Annotated in this window: 19 protein-coding genes and 1 pseudogene; 8 read left to right on the plus strand and 12 right to left on the minus strand. The window is 35.1% G+C overall.

The features are described from left to right. Positions 1-95: 95 nt before the first annotated feature. The 6 genes and pseudogenes from FCN74_RS12230 to FCN74_RS10880 all read left to right on the plus strand — a co-directional run. A pseudogene (locus FCN74_RS12230) lies at positions 96-218 on the plus strand (ribulose-phosphate 3-epimerase); the annotation flags it as partial. A gap of 196 nt (positions 219-414) precedes the next feature. Continuing rightward, positions 415-1,371, plus strand: coding sequence for a YpdA family putative bacillithiol disulfide reductase (locus tag FCN74_RS10860; RefSeq protein ID WP_138932618.1), 957 nt, complete (start codon positions 415-417; stop codon positions 1,369-1,371). Between the two features lie 373 nt (positions 1,372-1,744). Further along, on the plus strand, positions 1,745-2,392 hold the full coding sequence (locus FCN74_RS10865) for a mechanosensitive ion channel family protein (RefSeq protein WP_317128798.1): 648 nt from the start codon (positions 1,745-1,747) through the stop codon (positions 2,390-2,392). A gap of 386 nt (positions 2,393-2,778) precedes the next feature. Next, positions 2,779-3,360, plus strand: coding sequence for a hypothetical protein (locus FCN74_RS10870; protein WP_138932619.1), 582 nt, complete (start codon positions 2,779-2,781; stop codon positions 3,358-3,360). Then, on the plus strand, positions 3,357-4,037 hold the full coding sequence (trmD, locus tag FCN74_RS10875) for a tRNA (guanosine(37)-N1)-methyltransferase TrmD (RefSeq protein WP_138932620.1): 681 nt from the start codon (positions 3,357-3,359) through the stop codon (positions 4,035-4,037). Before FCN74_RS10870 ends, trmD begins: the two co-directional genes overlap by 4 nt. 6 nt (positions 4,038-4,043) lie before the next feature. Continuing rightward, positions 4,044-4,601 carry a hypothetical protein gene (locus FCN74_RS10880; protein WP_138932621.1) on the plus strand — a complete coding sequence of 186 codons (558 nt, stop codon included), beginning with the start codon at positions 4,044-4,046 and terminating at the stop codon, positions 4,599-4,601. Here the strand turns inward: FCN74_RS10880 and FCN74_RS10885 are convergent. The 12 genes from FCN74_RS10885 to FCN74_RS10940 all read right to left on the minus strand — a co-directional run bounded on the left by FCN74_RS10885 (position 4,598) and on the right by FCN74_RS10940 (position 23,163). Further along, positions 4,598-7,468 carry a T9SS type B sorting domain-containing protein gene (locus tag FCN74_RS10885; protein WP_138932622.1) on the minus strand — a complete coding sequence of 957 codons (2,871 nt, stop codon included), beginning with the start codon at positions 7,466-7,468 and terminating at the stop codon, positions 4,598-4,600. The two genes, FCN74_RS10880 and FCN74_RS10885, sit on opposite strands and share 4 nt — an antisense overlap. 25 nt (positions 7,469-7,493) lie before the next feature. After that, positions 7,494-8,312, minus strand: coding sequence for an ABC transporter permease (locus FCN74_RS10890; RefSeq protein WP_138932623.1), 819 nt, complete (start codon positions 8,310-8,312; stop codon positions 7,494-7,496). Between the two features lie 6 nt (positions 8,313-8,318). Beyond that, a complete protein-coding gene (locus FCN74_RS10895) occupies positions 8,319-9,215 on the minus strand; it encodes an ABC transporter ATP-binding protein (RefSeq protein ID WP_138932624.1) in 897 nt (298 codons plus the stop codon). A 113-nt stretch (positions 9,216-9,328) separates the two neighbouring features. Further along, positions 9,329-11,221 (minus strand): M61 family metallopeptidase, encoded by a 1,893-nt coding sequence (locus tag FCN74_RS10900; RefSeq protein ID WP_138932625.1) that lies wholly within the window; start codon positions 11,219-11,221, stop codon positions 9,329-9,331. 252 nt (positions 11,222-11,473) lie between these two features. Next, the gene (locus FCN74_RS10905; RefSeq protein ID WP_138932626.1) at positions 11,474-13,303 is read right to left on the minus strand and encodes a cytochrome c oxidase subunit I; all 1,830 of its coding nucleotides are present in this window, start codon (positions 13,301-13,303) and stop codon (positions 11,474-11,476) included. Between the two features lie 19 nt (positions 13,304-13,322). Further along, on the minus strand, positions 13,323-14,384 hold the full coding sequence (locus tag FCN74_RS10910; protein WP_138932627.1) for a cytochrome c oxidase subunit II: 1,062 nt from the start codon (positions 14,382-14,384) through the stop codon (positions 13,323-13,325). Positions 14,385-14,411: 27 nt separating this feature from the next. Then, positions 14,412-15,746 (minus strand): quinol:cytochrome C oxidoreductase, encoded by a 1,335-nt coding sequence (locus FCN74_RS10915; RefSeq protein ID WP_138932628.1) that lies wholly within the window; start codon positions 15,744-15,746, stop codon positions 14,412-14,414. A 25-nt stretch (positions 15,747-15,771) separates the two neighbouring features. Continuing rightward, positions 15,772-16,416, minus strand: a complete 645-nt coding sequence (locus FCN74_RS10920) for a c-type cytochrome (RefSeq protein ID WP_138932629.1) — start codon at positions 16,414-16,416, stop codon at positions 15,772-15,774. Positions 16,417-16,419: 3 nt separating this feature from the next. Continuing rightward, complete coding sequence (locus FCN74_RS10925; RefSeq protein ID WP_138932630.1) at positions 16,420-16,944, minus strand: DUF3341 domain-containing protein; 525 nt, start codon at positions 16,942-16,944, stop codon at positions 16,420-16,422. A gap of 2 nt (positions 16,945-16,946) precedes the next feature. Then, positions 16,947-18,689, minus strand: coding sequence for an NrfD/PsrC family molybdoenzyme membrane anchor subunit (nrfD, locus tag FCN74_RS10930; RefSeq protein WP_246062615.1), 1,743 nt, complete (start codon positions 18,687-18,689; stop codon positions 16,947-16,949). A gap of 23 nt (positions 18,690-18,712) precedes the next feature. Beyond that, positions 18,713-21,790 carry a TAT-variant-translocated molybdopterin oxidoreductase gene (locus tag FCN74_RS10935; RefSeq protein ID WP_138932632.1) on the minus strand — a complete coding sequence of 1,026 codons (3,078 nt, stop codon included), beginning with the start codon at positions 21,788-21,790 and terminating at the stop codon, positions 18,713-18,715. A 26-nt stretch (positions 21,791-21,816) separates the two neighbouring features. After that, the gene (locus tag FCN74_RS10940; RefSeq protein ID WP_138932633.1) at positions 21,817-23,163 is read right to left on the minus strand and encodes a c-type cytochrome; all 1,347 of its coding nucleotides are present in this window, start codon (positions 23,161-23,163) and stop codon (positions 21,817-21,819) included. A gap of 189 nt (positions 23,164-23,352) precedes the next feature. On the opposite strand from FCN74_RS10940, the gene FCN74_RS10945 reads away from it, so the two are divergent. Further along, positions 23,353-23,709 (plus strand): SPOR domain-containing protein, encoded by a 357-nt coding sequence (locus tag FCN74_RS10945; RefSeq protein WP_138932634.1) that lies wholly within the window; start codon positions 23,353-23,355, stop codon positions 23,707-23,709. Between the two features lie 59 nt (positions 23,710-23,768). Next, positions 23,769-24,446, plus strand: a complete 678-nt coding sequence (locus FCN74_RS10950; protein WP_138932635.1) for a TIGR04282 family arsenosugar biosynthesis glycosyltransferase — start codon at positions 23,769-23,771, stop codon at positions 24,444-24,446. The last annotated feature ends 40 nt before the right edge of the window (positions 24,447-24,486 follow it).

The raw sequence follows: 24,486 nt of genomic DNA on the forward strand, positions 1-24,486 counted from the left end.
TTATAAATTTAACTCTTAAATATATTAAAAAAATTTAATAAAATTGGTTTTATTGAGTATTTTTTTAAAAAAATATATTTTAAATGCTTTGATAAACCGATAAAAACGCCAAACAACTCGTTGAAACTGGCGCTGATGTTTTGGTTGCTGGAAGTTTTGTGTTTAAGTCTGAGGAGCCTATAGAAACGATTAGGGAATTGAAATCTTTAGTATCATAAGACTTTGCGGGCTTTGCGTGATATACTTCGCAGTCTCTGCTTGAACTCTTAAGCGAATTACTTTGCGGCTTAACACCCCTGTTTGCTGACAGGCAGATTTGCATGAGATTTTAATGATATCTGTTAAAAATTCTCAAAAGCCTTAGCCTAATTTAGAAATTAGGTTTTATTGGTATATGAGTTAAACAATTTAATTATGACATACGATATTGTGATAATAGGCGGTGGCCCAATAGGTTTAGCCTGTGGTTTGGAAGCGAAAAAACGAAACCTTTCATACGTCATCATAGAAAAAGGCGCCTTAGTCAATTCGCTTTATCACTATCCCGCTAATATGACGTTTTTCTCGACTTCAGAAAAATTAGAAATTGATGGCATCCCTTTTATCAGCAAAAACCCAAAACCGACGAAGCAAGAAGCTTTAGAATATTATAGACGTGTAGCGACTTCAAATGATTTGAACATCAACCTATTTGAAGCAGTTGAAAATGTGGATAAACTCAAAAACAACTTCAGAGTTAAAACTTCAAAACAGAAATATGACGCTAAAAATATTATCATTGCTACCGGATTTTATGATATACCAAACAAACTGAATGTCCCCGGTGAAGATTCAGATAAAGTTTTTCACTATTATAACGACCCACATTATTTTGTCAACCAAGATGTCATCGTAGTTGGTGCGAGTAATTCTGCCGTAGATGCGGCATTAGAAATCTATCGAAAAGGCGGTCGCGTCACCATGATTGTTCGAGGTAAAGAAATTGGCCAACGCGTAAAATATTGGGTCAGACCAGACATTATCAATCGTATAGAAGAAGGAAGTATCAAAGCATATTTTAATTCGGAAATCACAAAAATCAAAAAAGACACTGTTGATTTTAAAGATGAGAATGGCAAAATTCAACAGCTTAAAAACGATTATGTTTTAGCCCTAACTGGATATAAACCCAATTTTGGATTTTTAAAAAAATTAGGGATTAAGCTCTCGAATGACAAAACAAAATTACCTGAGTACAACAAACAAACTATGGAAACCAACGTCAAAGGCTTATACCTGGCTGGTGTAATTTGTGGCGGTATGGAAACGCACAAATGGTTTATTGAAAATTCCAGAATTCATGCTAAGATGATTGTTGAAGATATCTGTTGATGACTTAAATCTAAGTTAATACAAAAAGCCTTTCCAATTTAGAATAACATTTTAACTTTTAAACTAAGACCGCTTTCTGTCACTTATCAATATTGTTATATTTGCAAATTTTATCTTATTATTTTATACATTATTCATTATAAATATTAATTAAGGGCATTATATGCAGTAATATGCATACTTAAAAGTAAATTTAATAAATTTGCAAATGTAAAATTTTAAATGATGAAAAAATATTTCAAAATTATATTAAGTATAGGTTTTATTATTCTAGCAATTGCTATTAAACCCATTTTGTGAATTTTTGTCAAGCTTTATCAATTACGAGTTTACTTTTATTATCAGCCAAAAGCCAAACTTTATTGTGATAGGTATGACTTTACTTAGCATTTCTCTAATCAGATTTGGCAAAGCAAAAATTTTAGGATATTACGATATAGAAGCTGAGGATAATCTCCATTCTAGAAAACTATACACACAAGCTAATATTTTAGAAAAAGTGATAGTTACACTCATTATTATAATTGCCATTGGTTTAATATTATTATCATCTGATGGAATTAGAAAAATAGGGGTTGGCTTATTTGCATCTGCCGGCGTTGCTGGGATTATTATAGGTCTTTCAGCGCAAAAAGTCTTTGGAGCTTTACTGGCAGGCATACAAATCGCGATTACACAACCCTTCAGAATCGACGATGCTGTCCTTGTTGAAAATGAGTGGGGCTGGATCGAAGAAATCAATTTAACTTATGTTGTCGTTAGAATTTGGGACAAACGCCGATTGGTTTTACCCTCAACATATTTTTTAGAGAAGCCTTTTCAAAATTGGACTCGGACAAGTGGTGATATTATTGGAACGGTTTTTTTGTATACCGATTATACTATCCCTTTTAAAGCATTGCGGGAAGAATTGTCAAGAATATTAGATACCACTGATTTGTGGGACAAAAAAGTCAAAGTTCTACAAGTAACTGATAGCAAAGAGCAAACGGTAGAATCTAGAATTTTAGTCAGTGCATAAAATTCACCAACTTGCTGGGATCTGCGAGTTTATGTTCGTGAAAAAATGATTGAATTTATTCAACAAAACTACCCGGATAGTTTACCTAAAGCAAGACTCGTTGTCAATTCTAAAGCTGATAAAGAATAATTATAAAATAATGCCGTTAATTAAAAATATTTTAATCAAGTGATTGTATTTTAAATGATAATGCTTTTACATTTGATGTATGGTTTAAGCTCTTAAAAATCAGAAAAATTATAAGCAGAAATAGCGTATTGAGTGGTTTTAAAAAACTTAAGTTATTAATATTTACACCTTAAATATCAATTGATTAGGATATAAAAAATATGAAAAACAATACCCTTTAAGCTTTATTTTATACATTTGTTATTCAACATACTACTATGAAATATTTTTTTGCAATTTTAATTTGTTTAATGTGGCTAAAATCACCTGCTCAAGAAGAGCGTGATATTGTAAAGTCATTTGACTCAATTGTAAATTCAGGGGGCAATTATCAAGACTATAAAGTCATTAAAAGAGTCAAACTCAATGCATTTAAAGAAAATTTAGCATCAGTAAGAGATAGCTTGAAGTCAAATATCAATGCCTTGGAAAGCAGTATTGAAAGTTTTGAAAATGACATCAAAAAGTTAGAATCTCAAAATAAAAATCTAAGCTATGAGCTTGAAGCCCTAAAAGCCTTAAAAGACCAAATCAGTATATTAGGCCTTGATCTGTCGAAGTCAACCTACAACATTACAGTATGGTTGATTATTTTGTTATTGGTTTTGATTTTAGCTTTTGTGTTTATTAAATATCGCAATAGAAATATAGTTACTTTAGAACTGAAGGAAAACTTAAGAAATACAAACAAAGAGTTTGAAGAATACAAACACAGGGCTATTGAAAAACAACAAAAACTCGGTAGAGAACTTTTAGATGCTCAGAAAAAAGTTAAAACTAAAAACCGCAAAAGTCAATGAGAATAGACATCATAAGTGTCGTTCCTGATATCTTAAAGAGCCCATTTGAAGCTTCAATTTTAAAACGAGCGATAGAAAAAAAACATGTTGAAGTTCATTTTCACAACTTAAGAGACTATAGTAAAAACAAATATAAGCAAGTTGATGATTATCAATACGGCGGAGGTGCTGGTATGGTTTTAATGCCTGAACCTATAGACAAATGCATTAGCCAACTTAAAGCGGAAAGAAATTATGATGAAATTGTTTATTTGACTCCAGATGGTGAAACTTTACATCAAAAAATGGCTAACAGTTTATCTTTAAAGCAAAATTTAATTTTACTCTGCGGACATTACAAAGGCATAGACCAAAGAGTAAGAGAAATGCATATCACAAAAGAAATATCAATTGGCGACTATGTACTTTCTGGCGGTGAAGTCGCAGCCATAGTTTTGTCAGATGCCATTATCAGACTTATTCCTGGTGTATTAAACAATGAAACTTCTGCCTTAACAGATTCCTTTCAAGATGATTTATTAGCGCCACCCATTTATACAAGACCTGCTGAATATAAAGGGAAAAAAGTTCCTGAAGTTTTAATGAGTGGGCATTTTAAAAAAATTGAAGAATGGAGAGAAGCCCAAGCACTTAAAATTACCAAACAAAAACGACCCGATCTCATTGATGAAAAATAAAAAAATATGAAATTTACAATAGCTTTATTAGTTTGTTTTATTGGGTATAATGTTTACACTCAATCCTGGCTTGATGGAAAATGTAAAACATTAGACCAAAGCATAACTTCCTCTGAATTTGATGAAGCAAATGAACGAAATGTATTTAGCCTTGTCATCAATCAAGCTGATGATATAGTCATCAATGGTGAAGCAAAGCCTAAGTTGAGAGAAATTGCATTTAAAGAATTGGTTTTAGATTTTGTGACAAATCCAAAACAACATAAAAATAAAGCCAGTAATCCCGATAAAGTATATATTCAACTCTCAAGTTTCAAAAAGAAATCAAATCAAATAGAAGAATTTAAAACTTATATACAGGAAGTTTATATTTATCTTTGGGATAAATATGCTAGTCAGAAATATGATTCAAGTTATATCGAATTAAATTGTAAAAAAAGGTCAAAAGTTTTTGATAGGTTTCCTTTAAGAATAATTGGAGAAATAAATCGTCAAGAAAAATCAGATAATCGTCCAAGAGGCGTTGGCGTACCACCTTTTGCAGGCGATGTAAAAGACAACTAGCGCTTTAACGTAAAGTGACCGTTTAATTTTCGACCGTCTTCTAAAACAATTTTATACCAATAATCTTGTGAAGGCATAGCTTTATTGTTATAAAACCCATCCCAAAATTTGTCAAGACCTCTAAAAGATTTTAACAGCTTTCCATAGCGATCAAAAATATATACAAATGCTAAGGCTTGTTTGTTATTAAAAGTACCTTTAAAACCCCATACATCATTAATACCATCATTGTTTGGGGTAAAAAATGGCATTACACCTAAGACTCCAAAGGTTTTTTGTCTTATACCACAACCGTTTTTATCTCTAATAAACATATCATAAATACCAGGCAAAACGTTTTCAAAAATATTACTATCCTGATATGGGCCATCAGGATTGTCTAAAGCATATTCGTAATCACCAAGACTATTATCCGAAACCAAAACTTCAACGGTATTATTCTCTCTATTAAACTCATCAATATTCAAGTTAAAATCAGCCAGACCTGAAGATACCACTTCAATAGTTTTAAAATTTGTACAACCTGTTTCAATAGAGGTTATGCCAACTTCATAGATACCAGGTTCATTTATAGCTATTTCAGAAGTTGTTTCACCTGATGGTATCCAAGTATACTCAAAACTATTAAGTTGATTGCCTGATACTCCAGAAGTCAAAGTAATGGGATTTGGAAAGTCTTCTACACAATAAAAGACAGTTTCATCATTTTCAATATCAGGCAACGAGATAACTTCTAAACTCAAAATACCTAAATCCTTACAAGGTGTACCATTTTCTATCGTAAAAAATACATCTTGCTGAAATGGATTATCATTGGTAAAATTTTCTGGGGTTGTAATAGGATTGTTACCATTTAAAGCCGCATTTTCAGTCAGGTAAAATGCCTCAGCAATTAAATCTTCTTGGGTTTGAATTGAAGTAAGATCAAAATCTTGAATACCGTTTTCATTAACATCGCAACGTATTAAATTAAATTCCTCTGTATTAAAATCTTGTATATCCAAAGTCAATTCTGTTATACTAGAACAGCCAGAATCTATATTTTCTACCACTACACCAAGGGTTTGAGGTGTTTCTGTATTGTTGAAGTTCTCCGGATTTTCAATAGCATTAATATTATTTTGAGCATCGCTTATAGATTCGTAATAAGTAAATTCAAAATCACTTTCATTAGCTTGATCGGAGATGATTTGGTCATTGGCCTCTGTCAAGTCAAATTCAGCAGTATTGGTTTCTATATCTTCAACACAGTTAGTAAGCTGAGCAAAACTGGTTTCTGGTAAAGGAAAGTAAGTCACATTAGCAATACCAACTCTTCCGCAAGTTCCATCATTCAAGTCAACATCCAAAGTATAAGTCTCCTGATAAGGCAAATCTACATTTGGAGGTTGTGAAATATTAAGTGTTGAATCTGTTTCTCCATTAATGACTTCTCCATCAACACTCCACGTATAATCTGCGTTTGTGATGTCTTGGTAAGATAAGGTAAAGCCCTCGCCATCGCAAAGATTAAGTTGTTGAGTATCTGTACCAACAATATCAATTCTATCTGCAAAAAGCGATTGAATAAATGGTGGCAAACCAAAGTTAGTTTGAGTCCCTAAACTAATGGCACCATTGGCTAAACTTTCTGAATAGTTAGCTTGATTTCCGGGCAATTCAGGATTATTAATAACAGACAAAAAATTTTCTCCGACCATACTTCTGTAGATTTTACCGTTTGGGGCAAGTTGTATTGCGCCTGAGGCGGCTCCGGACACACCACTAAATGTAAAAATAGAGTTTGGTACATCTGTAGCTTCTAAATCCCATTGTAAAATTGTAGGAACATCAGATTGAGTGACTGAGGCATAGGCTTTTGTACCTTCCGGTGAGAATTCTACACTATAAGCATTGACGTCATTTACTAATTCTAAGGCGTTTGAAACCAAACCTGTATTAGAATCAAAATCAAATAAATATACATTTCCTGTGCCTTGATCCACGTCATTTACAGGATCATAGTCTAAAGTTTGATTGGCCGTAATCAATTTATCTCCATTCGGTGAAGCTTTTAAGTAACCAATGGCTGCACGTCTGTAATCATCAGTTGACACAAATGGCCCAACTTGAGAAGTAACAGGTGTTTCGTTTAGTCCATTATCATCAATAAAAAAGGCATAGAAGGTATCTTTAAAATGGGTGATTACCCAAATTGAATTACAATTCTCTCCTCTAACCGCTGTAATTTTTTCAGAACATTTAAACTTAACATCTTCTGAATTATTAGGGTCGTAAGTTAGCAATTCAATATTTTTTTGAGCTGGAACCACATCTCCCAAACCACCATTTAAAGACATATCTACGACTGAATAATTAAATCCATTATTAAAACCATCGTCCGCTTGTGGAATAGATTGATTGGTATCGATGTAGGTAGTCCTCGGTGACCCGTCTGGGTTTGCTGGTCCTTGATTAGGGAAAGCAAAGGCATTTTCGTGATGCGGTTCATCAACGGTAAACACAAAATACAGATCTTCGTCAGTCGGGTGAGGAACAATTAAACCACTAGACGTACTAGATGGGTCACCGTTTAAACCCGTTCCACCAAAATAGTCAGCATTGTTCATAATTTGGTGGTTAGTATTCCAAATGGTTCGCCCATCGGTGTAAAACAACAACTCGCCATTTGCATTTGAAATTGAAGAACAACCCTCATTTGTGCTCAGTGCACCATCATTTAAAACTGTCGGCGGTGAGGTGTTAAAACTTATTCCCGCATTACTGCCAAAATACCAATTATTAGCTTCGCCTTGTGAATACGTTATATTAAGTGAAAAGTTGACTAAAATTAAGACTAAAAATATTCTAAAATTCATCCATTTCATAGATCAACAAAGATAGTAGATTTATTTACAAATCTCGTTTCTTTAGTAACCTATAAGCGCCAAAAACACATAAAAAAGTCCAAGCCAAAACTGTGATTATTGTAAAGATACTTACACTGTAATCCTGCATAATTTCTGCATTGAGTTGTTTTGCTGCAGAATTAATAATATCTAATCTTGTGATGGGCTCGGGGATGAGACGCCACATGGCATTTAGTGGTGTGTAATCGCTTATAAAATCAAATTTGGTATCGTGTAAACTAGCCCCAATTATACCTTCCACAATCCACAGTAAAAACAAAAACCCTAAAGCAAAAGCAGAACGTTTGACGAGTAAACCTAAAAACAAACACAAAGAGAAAAACCCGAGGAGCTTTACAAAATAACCACCTATGTATTCTAAATCTGAAAATATAATTTGAAATTCATCATAATCAGAAAAAATTAAACCAAGCACTAGCGTGACCACAAACAAAAGAATTGTTGAACATAACGCATATAAAACGGACACATAAAATTTAGATAAAATAAATTCTTTTTTACTTAAGCCATCAATCAAGTTTTGCTTGAGTGTTCTATTGGTATATTCGCTTGACATCATAGAAACGATGACGATGGCTAAGATGATTTTAAGAAATGCCACAAAAAAGCTCATAAAGTGCCAGGTATATGGGAAATTGTAAATGCCCTGATCGGCCAATCTAAAATTGAAAGGGCCAAAATCAAACTTAATAGTCGATAATAATGCCGCAGAGAGAAACAAACTAAAATAAAGTATAGTCATGATTTTAGCTGAGCGGCTATGTCTGAGTTTAAAAAGCTCTATATTGATGAGTCGTCGCATAAGATTTTAATTTGTAAGTTTTAGAAATTGTTCTTCTAGGCTTTCCTTGCGTTTGATAAGATGAGTGAGCACAAAGCCTTTTTCGAAACATAATTTATTGAACTCGCCCGCTGAATAATCTTTATTCAAAAATATCCTAATTTGGTCGTGTTCTATGTTATCAAATTTGTCAATAAAATCAAGACGGTCTAAAAAAGATGTGAAATTGTCTAGTTTTTCAACTGAAGCTTCTATGTAGCCAAATGACGCATTCATCTCATCGACCCGACCAGCATAAAGTTTTTTTCCTTGTCTAATGACCACAACGTGAGTACAAATTTTTTCAACTTCGTCTAAAAGATGCGATGCCAACAAAATTGTCGTGCCATTATGGGCGATTTTTTTAATGATTTCTCTGATTTGATGTATGCCTTTTGGGTCTAGCCCATTAGTGGGTTCGTCTAAAATTAATATTTCAGGATTGTTGAGTAAAGCAGAGGCAATAGCCAAACGCTGCTTCATCCCTAAAGAATAGGTTTTAAACTGGTCGTGTTGTCTATCCAACAACTCTACTGTTTTCAACACATTTTCAATATTACCTTCATCGATTTCTTTTATTTTGCATACCAACTTTAAATTGTCTTTTGCTGACATATTGGGATAAAAGTTTGGGCTTTCAATAATGGCACCTACTTTTTTTAAAGCATCATGGGTGTCCATTGTGTCAGAAAACCACTCAAACGATCCTGAAGTGACATTAATGACATTAAGCACCATTCCAAGTGTTGTTGACTTACCGCTTCCATTAGGCCCGAGAATACCGTAAACATTTCCTTTTTCGATGCTAAAGCTTAAGTCTGAAACTGCAGTAGATTTTCCAAATCTTTTTGTGAGGTTTTTGAGCTCGAGTATAGTTTCTGGCATAGTTTGGTTTTATGTATAGGACGACTTTGTTAAGGATTTGTTACATTAAAATTTTAAAACAAAAAAGACTTCCTATAATAGAAGTCTTTTTTAAAAGTAAAGCAATCACATTATTACTGATTAAGCCAAGCTTGTCGTGTGGCAATCTGTGCTTCCGTAGCGTTTTCATCCTCAACTATAGTCTTAGAAATTGCTGTTGGTTGAGTAAGAGTTGCTTCCAATAAAACCGTTTTGCCATCGCGTTCTAATTCCATCGTGATATCTTGTCCTTCTTGCCAGCTGAACATGCCTTGCAAGACTTGATTGGCATTTTGTATGCTCAATTCTTTACCATTGACTTTTTTGATGATATCACCGGCTTGAATATCCTGAGATTTCCAAAACGAATTTTGTAAAGCATTGGCTTTAAACATAATTTGACCTGTAGTTTGGTCTCCATCAAAAATGATGTTTTGACCCCCTGAAAAAATATAGTTGGTTTCTACTTCCTTTTCTGCTTTTGTAAGACCGACCATTTCAAAAAAATCATTATAGTTTATCGGCGTATTCCCTTTGACGTGTGTATTTAAAAATTTTCCTATGCTTGGATAAGTCATCGCAGTAATTTCCTCTAAGAGTTTATCGTCCTCAAACGGTTTATCTTTTCCATATTTAGTTGATAAGTCTTTCATTAAAGACAACATACTGCGATTGCCATCGCTTTCCTTTCGCATCAAAATGTCAATACACATGCCGATCAAAGCGCCTTTCATATAAACATTATAGTAGTTTGAAGAATAAGGCTCTTCCAAAACATTTTCACTCATTGTGGTAAAGCTCATGCTGTCGTCTAAATTTTTGGGCCTGCTGATTTTTTGGTCTATGGTGTTGTAAAATTCTTCGGGAGTGATTAGACCTTCATAAACTTGAAAGTGTTGAGCAAAATATTCTGTCACGCCTTCATACATCCATAAATGTTTTGAAAATGTAGGTTGATTATAGTCAAAATAGTGGATATCTTCAGAATGCACGGAGAGTGGTGTAACAATATGAAAAAACTCATGCGCCACAACATCTACCATTGAACTTTTTAAGCCTTCAACAGGCATGTTTTCTGGAAAAACAGCCACCGTTGATGTATGATGCTCTAAAGCACCAAAACCTTTAGGTGAGTCTTCATCGCCTTCAGATAAATAGACGTAAATATCGTAACGTGGCGTAGAATTAATGTCCCCAAGATAAGTTTTTTGTGCTTCCATCATTTCAAAAACGGTCTCTTTGAGGCTAGATGCCGAATGTTTTTGGTTGGGTGAATAAAGGCTTAAAACAATTTTGATATCACCTACCATAAATTCTTCAACATCAAGATTTCCATACATCATAGGATTGTCGGTTATATCAAAATAGCGCGGTGCAAAATATTGACTTGTAACTTCGCTCCCATCCTCACTCGTTTTGGTTCCTACACTTTGGAGCGCAGAAGTTCTCTCAAAATCTGAAGGCGCGGTCACCTCTAATCTGTATTGGTTGCTTTTAAGCTGATCAAAATACCCGATAAATCCATGAAGATTAAGCACGTAATTATCAGGTTCAATATTTGTTCCTGCTGGTGAAAACGGTTGCTCACCACCAATACCACCACTGGTTTCGATGTCGTAAGTATCGTTGACGTAGTAAGTGATTTTGTCTAATGTTTTTGCATTTGGAATTTGCCAAGAATTGTCATCTATTTTGGTGACTTCAAGTGTTTTGCCTTCATAGGTAATGGCTTGTAAATCATCAACATATTTTCCAAAATCACTGACAGAGTAAGTACCTTGTATCACTCTAGGTAATCTGTAAACGACAGTATCTTGGGTAATTCTACCCGGATTAATGCTGACTGGCACGCGATCTTCATTAACCGCAGTGAGATCTAAAGATGTAAGAATTGGCGTGTTAACAGCCAAATCATTGAATGTTGATTTTTGAGGATCACAGCTTATCAGGATAATACCTAAAGCTAAAATCGAAAATATTTTTTTCATGTTTGAGCGTTTTGTTTAGTTTATCAGACGACTAATGTAGGGAATTGTTACATAGTTTTCTTATATTTTTAAGAAGTTCCCATTCAAACGAAATTACAATAGCAATTGTTGTAAATGAGCTTAAAAACACATATTACGTTACCAACCAATAAACCCGACCTTCCGAGTGCTAAATCAAAACACCTCAAATATAACAAAAAAACGCCCTAGACAATCTAAGGCGTTTTAGTATTCAATCAGATTACAAATTTACTAATGATTCAATTCCTCTTCCCCTTCTTGTAAAGGTACATTTTGCGGCACAAAATCTTGTCCGGCAATCACGTAGTCACTTTCGTCTGAGTTTAATTTGCTGTAGTCATAAGACCAGCGATAAACCGTTGGCAATTTACCATACCAGTTGCCGTGAATATGTTCTACAGGTGCTGTCCATTCTAAGGTGTTGGAATTCCATGGATTTTGCGTAGCACGTTTACCGTAGAAAATAGAACTGATAAAATTGTAAATAAATACAATTTGTGCAGCAGCTGTGATAAAGGCAAAAACTGAAATTAATACGTTGGTGTCGGCGAGATCATCAAAATATGGAAACGCCGTATTGGTATAATATCTTCTTGGTAATCCAGCCATACCGATAAAATGCATAGGGAAAAACACACCGTAAGCACCAACGGCAGTAATCCAAAAATGGATATAGCCGAGATTTTTATTCATCATACGTCCAAACATTTTAGGGAACCAATGATAAACACCCGCAAACAAACCATACAATGCTGAAATACCCATTACCAAATGAAAGTGAGCTACAACGAAATAGGTGTCGTGAACATTAATATCTAGAGTACTATCTCCCAAAATAATACCAGTTAATCCACCTGTAATAAAAGTGGAGACCAATCCTATGGAAAATAACATCGCCGGATTAAATTGTAAATTCCCTTTCCAAAGCGTCGTGATATAATTGAAAGCTTTGACTGCAGAAGGAATTGCAATTAATAAAGTTGTAAAAGTAAACACAGACCCTAAAAATGGATTCATACCAGATACAAACATGTGGTGACCCCAAACCACTGTAGATAAAAATGCAATGGCTAATATTGATGCAACCATTGCTCGATAACCAAAAATTGGTTTTCTAGCATTGGTAGCAATGACTTCAGATGTAATTCCCAAGGCTGGTAATAAAACAATATATACTTCAGGGTGACCTAGAAACCAAAATAAGTGCTCATATAGCACTGGTGAACCACCTTGATGGGCTAAAACTTCACCTTGTATGTAAATATCACTTAAGAAAAACGAAGTTCCAAAACTTCTATCCATCAACAACAATAAACCTGCTGATAATAAAACCGGGAATGAAACTACACCGATGATAGCGGTTACAAAAAACGCCCAAACAGTTAAAGGCAGTCTTGTCATAGACATTCCTTTGGTTCTGAGATTTAATACGGTAACAATATAGTTTAATGAACCTAAAAGTGATGAAGCAATAAATATTGTCATTGAGACTAACCACAAAGTCATTCCTAAACCAGAACCACCAATAGCTTGTGGTAAAGCACTTAAAGGCGGATAAACCGTCCATCCAGCCGAAGCGGGACCAGCTTCAACAAAAAGCGAGGATATCATGATTACTGAAGAGATAAAAAACAACCAGTAAGACAACATATTTAAAAAACCAGATGCCATATCACGTGCACCAATTTGAAGTGGAATTAATAAGTTACTAAATGTACCACTTAAACCTGCTGTTAAAACAAAGAATACCATAATTGTCCCGTGTATGGTCACTAGGGCAAGATAAATCCCTGGATCCATCACACCATCTTGACCAAACTTTCCAAGTAGAGCTTCAAAAATCCAAAATTCTTTGTCGGGCCAAGCTAATTGAAGTCTCATCAGTAAAGACATGGCAATGCCAATAAAACCCATGATTAAACCTGTGATAAGATATTGCTTAGCAATCATCTTATGGTCTGTGCTAAAAATATATTTTTCTATAAACGGTTGTTCATGATGATGGTGTGCATGGTCTTCTGCATGCTCATCAGAATGTGCTGTTGTTGCTATTGCTGACATCTTAAATTTGTTTCTTTAATTATTGTTTAGCTAATAATTCTCCAAAAGTTTGTTGCTCTTCCATCCATTTGTTGAATTCCTCTTCTTCTTCAACTACAATTTTCATCTGCATATTATAATGGGTTACGCCGCATATTTTATTACAAAGTAAATAGTAATCAAATTCGTATTCATCTAACTCAGAACGCCCTTCAGCTACTAAGTCTTTGCTTCTTTCACTGCGAATTTCGTTAATGCGTTTCACTTTCTCGAGCATATATTCGCTATTTTTAATTTCTTTAGAAGTTGTTGTAGGGGTAAAACTAAACTCTGTAATCATACCAGGAACAACATTCATCTGAGATCTAAAGAATGGGAAATAAGCAGAATGTAAAACGTCTTGAGAACGAAACTTAAAAATCACTGGTTTATCAACTGGCAAATGCAGTTCATTTACTATAACATCATCCTTTCCGTATTCATCGGTCTCATCTACACCCAATTGGTTTACACCTTCTATAAATCTAACATTAGCTTTACCTAAAACATTATCTTGGCCAGAATACCTTGCTCTCCAATCAAATTGATAGGCATAAATTTCAACGACTAATGTATCTTCATCATCAGGCGGATTCATGATCTGTGTCCAAGACACCAAACCGTATATAATTAAACCGGCTAAAACAACAACTGGTATGACAGTCCATACAAATTCCAAGGTATTGTTATCGGCATAAAACAAAGCGCGTTTACCCTTTTTGCCTCGATATTTATAAGCAAAATAGTGTAATAAAGCTTGTGTGACCACTTGAACAATCATGATTATTGCAATGGAAATAAACATCAATTGATCATAGCTAGAGCCATGTTCAGACGCAGCTTCAGGTAAATAAAATTTGCTCAAATTCCAAAATGAATAAATCATCAATCCGTAAAGAAACACCATAAAAACAAGCATAATTTTAGCCTGCTTTTGGTTGTCTTTATCATTGGCAATAATGCCATCATCATCAGAGGGTCTTGACAATTTATATATTTTAGATATCTGCCAAGCGGTAATGGCTAAAAGCGCTAAAACGATTATAATTAAAAATGCTGTCATATACTTTTTATCTTAAGCAATTAAATTTTAATAATGATACTGTTGACTTTCTTTTAAAAATGGAGAATGTTTTGGCACTAAAGGCAGTTGACTGATGCCTTTAAAAACAAACCAAATAAACAATCCTGAAAAGAATAATAGACTACCTAATTCAGGAATTCCAAGCGCCCAAGATTCTCCAACGGTTCCAGGCATAATTAACAAAAAGAAATTGAAATAATGACCTAATAAGATTAAAACTCCTGTTAAAACTACAATCCAATTGATACGTTTGAAATCTGAATTCATCAGTATCAAAAGTGGACCTATAAAATTAATGGCAACTGTGCCAAAAAACATCAATTTATAATTTTCTAGTCTCGATACAAAATAAACGGCTTCTTCAGGCATATTGGCATACCAAATTAACATGAATTGAGAAAACCACAAGTATGTCCAAAAAATACTCAAACCAAACATAAATTTAGCCAAATCGTGAATGTGGCTGTCATTAACTTGCTCTAAAAGTCCTTTTGATTTGAGATAAATACTCACTAAAGCAATTGTTGTAATGGCTGAAACAAACATACTTGCAAAAACAAACCATCCAAACAATGTACTGAACCAGTGCGTATCAATACTCATGATCCAATCCCAAGACACAACAGCTTCTGTCACAATAAAAGTCACGAGAAATGCAATTGATAGTTTTAAGCTCTTTTTGTATAAACTCAAATTCTGTTCCTCATCTTGTTTGACAGAATTTTTTACTAAAACTCTTCTAAACCAAACCCATGCCAATAAAATGATAGCCGATCTGATCAAGAAAAAGGGAATATTGAGATAAGGTGTTTTTTCTTGAATGACTTCATCATGTGCAACTGTTTCAGGATCCATCCAGACAAATAAATGATTGAGATGTAGTGAAGATAAAATCAGAAACAAGTAAATTAAAATGGCGCCAGGCAACATGTAGTTTGAAATGCCTTGCATTACTCTAAACAATAATGGAGACCAACCAGCTTGAGATACATTTTGAACAGCATAAAACACAAGTGCACCAACGGCAATCAAAAAGAAAAACAACATCGGCACAAAAACGGCTGACCAGGGTCTGTTTTGCATTTGATGATAAGCGTGCTCAAGGTGTTCGTAGCCGTGCGCTTCATCAGCGTGTTCACTGCTGTGTGCATTGCCTTCAGAAACTTGGTGTGTGTTTGCCTCTTCTGCATGAGAATCAACATGAGCTGACTTATGTTCTAATATTTCTTTCGCTTCAGCTTTTGAACTTGGGGCTTGTAAAAAACCATAAGCAATCCCTAAAACACCCACTACCATAAAAATGATTGCAGATAAGCGAAGTTTGTTGGACATTTTATACATGATAATCTATCTTAGTTTTGTTCTTTTATTCAGTTGTTGCGACTTCTTTTTCTTCAGCTTCAGTTTCAATCTCATTTTCTTTTTCATTATCGGCTTCTGTTTCAAAAGCTCTTTCGGGTTTACCTTCTAACTCTGCTTTAAGTTTCATCACATAATGGTCAACTTGCCAAAGTTCTTTTTCACTCATTTGAGAGGCATAAGACCCCATCGTATTAATACCATAATACATCACATGATATACGCTACCTTCTGTAATTGCTCTGCCTTGATCGTCATAAGATGGTACACCGAGTATTTTTTCTTGCTGCACCAACCAACCCTGACCGTCACCTTTTTTACCGTGACAAGTAGCGCAATAGATATTATATAGTTCTTCTCCTTTTTTCAAGTTTTCTTCAGAATATACCAGAGGGTTTTTGAGTTCTGCTTTAGCCAAATCGTAACCTTCTAAATTATCCTCATAATCATAAGGCATCCAGCCTCTTGAAATTGAACCTTCTACAGGCAACATAGCTTCTTGTTCGTTTTGGAAAATATCAGCTTCTTGATAAGTTTCATAGGCTAAAGATTCATACATATCAGGAAAATACTGATAATTGGGATCATCCTTATCTGCACATGAGCTCAAACTTAGGGTTAAACAAAATATGAATAGAATTGAATATTTCATGAGTTAAGATTGTTTTAATGTAACTTCTTTGGCACCTGTGGCGTATAAAAATTCAGCTACGTTTTGAACATTATTTTTTTCAGCACTAACTTCCATCAAAAAATGGTCATCAGTCGTTCTTGGGTCTGGATTTTCAGCTTTTTTAAACGGCCAGATTTTAGATCGCATATAAAACGTAATCACCATCAAGTGTGCTGCAAAAAAGACTGTCAATTCAAACATGATAGGTACAAAGGCTGGCATGTTTTGAAAAAAAGTAAAGCTCGGTTTACCACCGATGTTTCTTGGCCAATCGTCTATCATCATAAAATTCATCATCCAAATTGCCACACCGAGACCGAGAACGCCATACATAAAAGATGTAATTGCCATTCTTGTTGGTTTCAAACCTGCTGCTTTGTCAAGTCCATGAACAGGAAACGGCGTATAAACTTCCTCAATGTGATGATTGCCTGAACGCGTTTCTTTTACCGCTTTCATTAAGTGGTCATCATCTTCATATAATGCTTGTAAAGTGTAATTTGCCATGATTATTTCTTATTAAGTAAATTAGCTTCACCCGCCCAAAATTTCGTTTTGGATTTCGGAAATTTTTGAATCAGCTCGTCTAATATTCCAAATTCTTTTTCAGTCATGTTAGAAATTTGATTATAAGTGTAAACTCCAACTTGATTGAGCTTTTCTTCTAACGCAGGACCTATTCCTGACAAACGTTTTAAATCGTCTGCAACATCTTTTGAAGCTTTACCTATATTTAAAATCAGTTTTTCTGCTAAATTTCCACTTTCTTCAGTGACTTCTTCTTGACTTTCTTGTTCCTCTATGAGTTTTTCAAAATTAGGAAGCGGCTGCTGCTTAGGTAGTTCATACAACTGAACGTCGTCGCCTTGTGCTTTTCGCATCGCTTTGTAGCGATCGCCAGATAGTTTTAATATACTTTTTACTTCAGCTTGAGCAATCACAGGGAAACTTCTTGAATACAATAAAAATAAGACAAAGAAAAAACCAATCGTTCCTATAAAAATTCCGACATCAACAAAAGTCGGTGAAAACATCGCCCAAGTAGAAGGTGTACGACCTTTACTTAAACACAATACAATAATATCAAAACGCTCAAACCACATTCCAATATTAATCACAATAGACACAATAAAAGTCCACATGATATTTCTTCTCATCTTTTTCCACCATAAAGAAAGTGGCACTATCATATTACAAATAATCAAAGCCCAAAATGCCCACCAATACGGTCCAGTTGCTGCTCCAAAAGACAAATATGTATAATCTTCATAAGCACTACCGGAATACCAAGCTATAAAATATTCTGTGATGTAAGCCGTGCCCACAATACCACCAGTCACGATAATTACTTTGTTCATCAATTCAATATGATCGATGGTAATATAATTCTCTAAATTTGAGACTTTACGCATGATAATCAATAAGGTTTGCACCATAGCAAAACCCGAGAAAATCGCTCCCGCAACAAAGTAAGGTGGAAAAATAGTACTGTGCCAGCCCGGAACAACCGAAGTGGCAAAGTCAAAAGATACAATAGTGTGAACTGACAATACAAGTGGTGTGGCCAAACCTGCGAGAACTAAAGACACTTCTTCAAAACGTTGCCAGTCTTTCATTCGTCCACTCCATCCAAAGGACAAAATACCGTATATTTTCTTTTGAAAAGGTAATTTCGCTCGATCTCTAATCATGGCAAAATCAGGTAATAAACCTGTATACCAGAACACAAGAGACACCGAAAGGTAGGTAGAAATTGCAAATACATCCCATAAAAGTGGTGAGTTAAAGTTTACCCACAACGACCCAAATTGGTTGGGAATAGGTAATACCCAATAAGCCAACCAAGGACGTCCCATGTGAATGATAGGGAATAATCCCGCCTGAACCACCGCAAAAATCGTCATTGCTTCGGCAGATCGGTTTACCGCCATACGCCAACGCTGTCTAAATAAAAGTAATACCGCAGAAATTAAAGTTCCGGCGTGACCAATACCAACCCACCACACAAAGTTTGTAATATCCCAAGCCCACTCAATCGTGTTATTGAGACCCCAAACACCAATTCCTGTTGATATGGTATATATGATACAACCTAATCCCCATAAAAACGCAAACAGAGCAATGGAAAAAACAATCCACCATAATTTATTCGCTCTACCTTCAATAGGTCTTGCAATATCAACCGTAACATCGTGATAAGACTTATCTCCGGTTACAAGCGGCTTTCTAATGGGTGCTTCGTAATGAGACATAATATACTTTCTAATTAATTTGTTTAAACTTCTTCTCTATTAGTAATTTTTGTTTGATAAAACACATTAGGTTCAACGCCTAAGTATCCAAGCAAATAGAATTTTCTATCGTCTTGTAATTTTTCATAAACCACACTGGACTTATCATTTTTATCACCAAACTCTAACGCACCACTATCACAAGCATTACTACAGGCGGTTTGAAATTCTTCATCTTTAACGGGTCTGCCATCACGCTTTGCATCAAGAATGGCTTTTTGTGTCATTTGTATACACATTGAGCATTTTTCCATCACACCTCTTGAACGCACGGTTACATCAGGGTTTAATACCATTCTACCTAAATCATTATTCATGTGATAATCAAACTCGTCATTTTTGTTGTATCTAAACCAATTGAAACGTCTGACCTTGTAAGGACAGTTATTACCACAATAACGCGTTCCTATACAACGGTTATAGGTCATTTGGTTTTGACCTTGACGACCGTGACCAATCGCTCCAACTGGACAAACCGTCTCACATGGCGCATGGTTACAATGTTGACACATCACAGGCTGAAAAGCCACTTGAGGATTGTCAAAGGACTCGTCTTCTACTCTATTGTGATGGTCTAAAGCCCCATCTTCTTTATAACGGGTTTGCTCTTCTTCAAAGGTATCGCCAGCAGAATAATAGCGATCTATACGCAACCAATGCATATTTCTATTGTTTCGCACTTCTGCTTTACCTACTACTGGCACATTATTTTCAGAATGACAAGCTATTACACATGCTCCACAACCAGTGCAGGCATTTAAATCGATAGACAAATTAAAGTGATGTCCTATTGAACGATCAAACTCTTGCCATAAATCGACTTTTTGAGAATCAAATGGATATTCTTGGTGATCTTTAGAGAAAACCGGTGTAGGATTCCATTCTTCCTTGTCTTTATTGACATAATCAGCAAGACTGGTTTCGACGATAATGTCTTTTCGACCAGCCATTGTGTTTTGCAACTGTAAACTGGCAAATTCGTGGTTTCCGGAAGTTTTTTCTATGCTAACACCCTGAATGTTGCTGAAATCCTTATATAAAGGATAAGCATTCACACCAACTTTCATTTCGTCTTGTAAACCTTCGACTTGACCATAACCAAGAGCTAAACCAATCGAACCAGGTGCTTGACCAGGTTGAACCATGACAGGAACATTGTTTAAAGTCGTTTTTCCTAAAGTAATATTAACTAAATCGCCGTCAATAGCACCTTTTGAGGTCACTCTATTTTCTATACCGAGTTTATCAGCGTCTGTTTTAGAAATGGTCAAATAGTTGTCCCAAGTGTTTCTTGTGATGGCATCAGGAAACTCCTGCAACCAAGGATTATTAGCACCTTTACCGTCACCCATTGCAGCTTTAGTATAAAGTGTCAATTCGAATTCACCTTTAAGCGAATTGGAATTAAAACCACTAATCATCTGACCTAAAGATTGAGTTGAAGTTGAACTCTCTTCCGTTTCTTCAGATGAAACTTCATTTTTAGCTTCAAAAACGCCATCGTGTAAAGCTGTATTCCACTTGACGCCATTAGCATATTCGCTAAAACTATTTTTGAGATAATCGTAATATTTTTCGTCGCTATCAGACCATTTCAAAAGGCAATCTTGAAATTGTCTGGTATTAAATATTTTTTGAATAGTTGGTTGCGTTAAAGCAAAATGGTTTTTGGTCATTTGCACATCACCCCAAGACTCTAAATAGTGTGGTGTTGCCGCAACATACTTTGACGACATTGCTGTTTTGTGTTTAGTCATGGCAAAACACACACTACACTTCAATTTTTTAAGTCCAGAAACAAATTGATCCGCTTCGGATAAAGCATAAGCCGGGTCAACACCACAAGTAATCAAAGCGCCAACTTTTCCAGCGTTCATATCTTTGATTAAAGTTTTGACGGCATCGTCATTACCTTGTCTAATTAATCGGTAATTTTCTGTATCAATCACTTGAGAGCTTAGCGCTTCGTTGATAGCCAAAGCCATGGCTTGTGCCGCTTGATCTTGAATGCCAGTAACAAAAATGGCTTTACTTCCTGCTTTTTTAAGATGTTTTACCGCTTTGGTAGCAGCTTTTTTGTATTTCGCGTCAAGTTTTGGTGATACAGAGACTTCACCAGAAATTTGTCTGTATATTTCTAAAAGAACATTCTTTTGAATACTTGGTTTAGCAGGCACACGTTCATCAGCGTTAGCTCCAGTTGGGGTTAAATTGGCTTCAAACTGGATATGCTTAGACATTTTTCCATTTTGAGGTACGCGGCTTTTAGCATAACCTGAATCAAAACCACCACCTTGCCAATCACCTAGAATATCTGCGCATACAGAAACAATGGTTTCAGCTTTAGAAAAGTCGTAATTAGGTAAAGCTCTTACGCCGTATTTAGCTTTAAATGCTTCTAACATTGAATGTTCAGAAACGGCATCGTAAGTAATGTGTTTTGTCGTTGGATATTTGGCTTTAAAATCTTTGATTAATTTTTGAGTGCTTGGACTCGCAAAGGTTTGGGTTAAAAACACAACAGGTTTTTCACCAACAGTATCTAACTCTTTTTTTACTGCATCATCAAAAGTTTTCCAAGTCACATCTGCACCGTCAATCATAGGGTTTTGAAGACGCTTGGTATCATATAGAGACAAGACCGAAGCGTGAACTCTGGCACCACCGGCAGCTTTGGCTTTAGACTTATCATTCCACTCAATCTTAATTGGTCTTCCTTCACGTGTTTTAACCAAAACACTTGAAAAATCAAAACCATCAGCCATGGTCGTAGCATAATAATCGGCTACACCAGGCACAATGCGTTCGGGTTGAAATACATAAGGAATAGATTTAATCACTGGGCCTTCACAGGCTGCTAAAGTTGCAGCTGCTGTGCTAAAACCGACATACTTCAAAAAATCTCTTCGGCTTGTAGAAGATTCATCTTGAGATTCTTCTTCTCTGATTTCTGATTTACTGGGTAAATCTTCAGTAAATTCTTTGGATTGGATGGCCTCGACTACAGAGCTATCTGCTTTAAGCTCTTCGGGGTTTTTCCAGTATTTTTTATTTGAAGACATATAAGACTAAGTATTTCTAAGTTTGATTAATAATGACATTTACCACATTCTATTCCGCCCATGTCGGCTGCAGTAAATTCTTCTACATTATATTTTTTGGATAACTCTTCGTGAATTTTGGTATAATAACCGTTGTCTTTTACCTTAACATTAGTTTCACGGTGACAATTAATACACCAACCCATTGTTAATGGTGCGTGCTGATACATCACTTCCATCTCTTCGACTGGACCGTGACATTGTTGACATTCTATTTGTCCTACGGTCACGTGTTGAGAGTGGTTAAAATAAGCTAAATCCGGCAAGTTGTGTAATCTTACCCATTTCACAGGTTTAGTCTCGCCTGTATAAGATTGTGTGGTTTTATCCCACCCAACAGCTTCGTAAAGTTTAGCAATTTCAGCATTGTAATCGACATTAAATTCTTCTTCACCTTTGGCCTGTGTTTCGTCTGCAACTTTTGAAATTTGTTTATGACAATTCATACAAACATTAAGCGAAGGAATTCCAGAATGTTTAGAAACTCGAGCTGATGAGTGACAATATTTACATTCTATTTTATTTTCACCTGCGTGAATCCTGTGTGAGTAATGAATAGGCTGAATGGGTTCGTAACCTTGATCAACACCGACTTGCATTAAATACCCATAACCAAACCAAGCTGTACCTAACAAAAACACAACTGCAGTAACTAAAACTAAAAATCCATTTTCTGCATAAGCTTTCCAAAGGGGCTTTTTCGGTTGCTCATTTTCAGATTTCAATTGGACACCATTAACTTCAGCAAAACGATTAAGGGTTTTATTAACTAAATATAAAATGACGACAAGGAGTAATAAAACGAAAGATAAAATAGCTAAAATTAAATCTGTAGAAATTTGGTTGCCTTGAGCTTGACCACCAGCAGCTGTATTATCCGCAACAGCTACTTTGGGTTCAGGCTTTGGTTGCTCCACATAAGCTAAAATATTATCGATATCTTGGTTGCTTAACTGCGGAAAGGCGTTCATTGCCGTCTGATTGTATTCTTCATAAATCGCTACCGCTCTAGAATCGCCAGACTTTATGAGCTTTTGACTATTTTTTATCCAAGCGTATAGCCATTCAAAATCACCATCGTATTTATTAACAACGCCGTGCAAAGCTGGACCAACGGCCCTTTCGTAAGGTTTGTGACAAGCTGCACATAAAGATTTGAATAGTTTTTCACCCGCTTCTGGGTCACCGCCTGGCACAACAGAACTGGCTGCTTCGGCATTTTCTGCAGAAGCCGTCGCCATGCTGTCTGCTTCGACTTCCTGAGAGTGAGCATTTATGCTGAAAAGGATAAAAAATAAAGCAAAAAGAGAAGGGCGTAAAATCACCTTTTTCATAATAGTTTTCAATTAATATTAAAACAGACTTATTGTTGCCTGAAAAAAATTGAATACAAAAATAAGATATTAGGATGATTTTGGTAATACTGACATTTGTTAAAAGTTAATTTAAAGTGTTTCTAAATAATAAAATCAATTTGTCCATCAAAATATTTTAGTTTTGTAAAACGTTTGAAATAATACGTTATGAAAATACTATTCTTCATTTTATGCATTAGTTGGAGTTTAACTGCAAAAGCTCAAAATACCTCTGTCAATATTCAAAAGTTAGACAGTTTACTTTTGCTGAAGAAAAACATGATTAAAAACCACGATATCAAATCGTTTTATACCATTCAATTGTTTTCCGGTAATCGAAAAAATGCTGAAAATGCAAAAACAGAATACGATTCTAAAGACTACAAATACCCAGTAACAATAGAATATGAAACACCAAATTATAAAGTTTGGATTGGTCAATTCAGAACGAAATTGTATGCTGACAAAGCTTTTAATGAAATCAAAAAAGATTATCCTAATGCGTTAATTTTAAGACCGGGGTGATAATTTGATTTTGTAAGGGTTATAAAATTTTTTCGATTAAATAAATTAAAACTTCAACATTGAATTCGAAAACTGCTGTTCTTATTTTTGCCAATTCTCCTGAGATTGATGCTCAGCGCAAAAACATAATGCGCGGCGAAGGCTTATTTAAGCAACTGAATGCAGATTTAATTCAAAAAGTAAAAAGCAGTCAACTGCCTTATTGTATCATTACCAATGAAATGCAAAAAGGACAAACCTTCGGTGAACGGTTTTATCATGCCATCACGGATGTTTTTGATTTGGGTTTTGATCAAATTATCACCATAGGAAACGATACACCTCAACTTCAAACTCGACATATTCTTAAGGCTCAAGAAGCGCTCAAACAAGGCAAAACCAGTTTAGGGCCATCTGCCGATGGTGGGTTTTATATTCTGGGAATTCACAAAAACACTTTTGAGCAATTAGATTTTCAAAATTTTTCTTGGCAAACTTCAAAGTTGTTCAGCCAAATTACATTAGCTATTGAGCAACTTGAAAACGATTTGCTTTGCTTTGAAACTTTTGGAGATATTGATAATGTTGAAAGTTTAAAATACATTCAAAATTTTATCCATCAAATTCCAGCTCAAATACAAGGCTTAATTTCTAAAATAATTAAACAATTTGAGTGTTTATTTTTCAATCTTGTGCTTTCTGATTTTGGTATCAGAGCCAATATTCCATTTAATAAAGGTTCGCCGCGATTACATTAAATCACGCGTTAAATAGCATTCTCAAATCCTTTATTAAAGC

Source organism: Mesohalobacter halotolerans (genome assembly GCF_006120725.1).
Lineage (GTDB): Bacteria > Bacteroidota > Bacteroidia > Flavobacteriales > Flavobacteriaceae > Psychroflexus > Psychroflexus halotolerans.

Bases quoted from the DNA above. Each gene is read 5' to 3' on its own strand.
- FCN74_RS10945 (WP_138932634.1), top strand. From the start codon at position 23,353: ATGAAAATACTATTCTTCATTTTATGCATTAGTTGGAGTTTAACTGCA.
- FCN74_RS10870 (WP_138932619.1), top strand. From the start codon at position 2,779: ATGAAATATTTTTTTGCAATTTTAATTTGTTTAATGTGGCTAAAATCA.
- FCN74_RS10925 (WP_138932630.1), bottom strand. From the start codon at position 16,944: ATGGCAAATTACACTTTACAAGCATTATATGAAGATGATGACCACTTA.
- FCN74_RS10860 (WP_138932618.1), top strand. From the start codon at position 415: ATGACATACGATATTGTGATAATAGGCGGTGGCCCAATAGGTTTAGCC.
- FCN74_RS10910 (WP_138932627.1), bottom strand. From the start codon at position 14,384: ATGACAGCATTTTTAATTATAATCGTTTTAGCGCTTTTAGCCATTACC.
- FCN74_RS10865 (WP_317128798.1), top strand. From the start codon at position 1,745: ATGACTTTACTTAGCATTTCTCTAATCAGATTTGGCAAAGCAAAAATT.
- nrfD (WP_246062615.1), bottom strand. From the start codon at position 18,689: ATGTCTCATTACGAAGCACCCATTAGAAAGCCGCTTGTAACCGGAGAT.
- FCN74_RS10940 (WP_138932633.1), bottom strand. From the start codon at position 23,163: ATGAAAAAGGTGATTTTACGCCCTTCTCTTTTTGCTTTATTTTTTATC.
- FCN74_RS10920 (WP_138932629.1), bottom strand. From the start codon at position 16,416: ATGAAATATTCAATTCTATTCATATTTTGTTTAACCCTAAGTTTGAGC.
- FCN74_RS10895 (WP_138932624.1), bottom strand. From the start codon at position 9,215: ATGCCAGAAACTATACTCGAGCTCAAAAACCTCACAAAAAGATTTGGA.
- FCN74_RS10905 (WP_138932626.1), bottom strand. From the start codon at position 13,303: ATGTCAGCAATAGCAACAACAGCACATTCTGATGAGCATGCAGAAGAC.
- FCN74_RS10890 (WP_138932623.1), bottom strand. From the start codon at position 8,312: ATGCGACGACTCATCAATATAGAGCTTTTTAAACTCAGACATAGCCGC.
- FCN74_RS10900 (WP_138932625.1), bottom strand. From the start codon at position 11,221: ATGAAAAAAATATTTTCGATTTTAGCTTTAGGTATTATCCTGATAAGC.
- trmD (WP_138932620.1), top strand. From the start codon at position 3,357: ATGAGAATAGACATCATAAGTGTCGTTCCTGATATCTTAAAGAGCCCA.
- FCN74_RS10915 (WP_138932628.1), bottom strand. From the start codon at position 15,746: ATGTATAAAATGTCCAACAAACTTCGCTTATCTGCAATCATTTTTATG.
- FCN74_RS10935 (WP_138932632.1), bottom strand. From the start codon at position 21,790: ATGTCTTCAAATAAAAAATACTGGAAAAACCCCGAAGAGCTTAAAGCA.
- FCN74_RS10885 (WP_138932622.1), bottom strand. From the start codon at position 7,468: ATGAAATGGATGAATTTTAGAATATTTTTAGTCTTAATTTTAGTCAAC.
- FCN74_RS10880 (WP_138932621.1), top strand. From the start codon at position 4,044: ATGAAATTTACAATAGCTTTATTAGTTTGTTTTATTGGGTATAATGTT.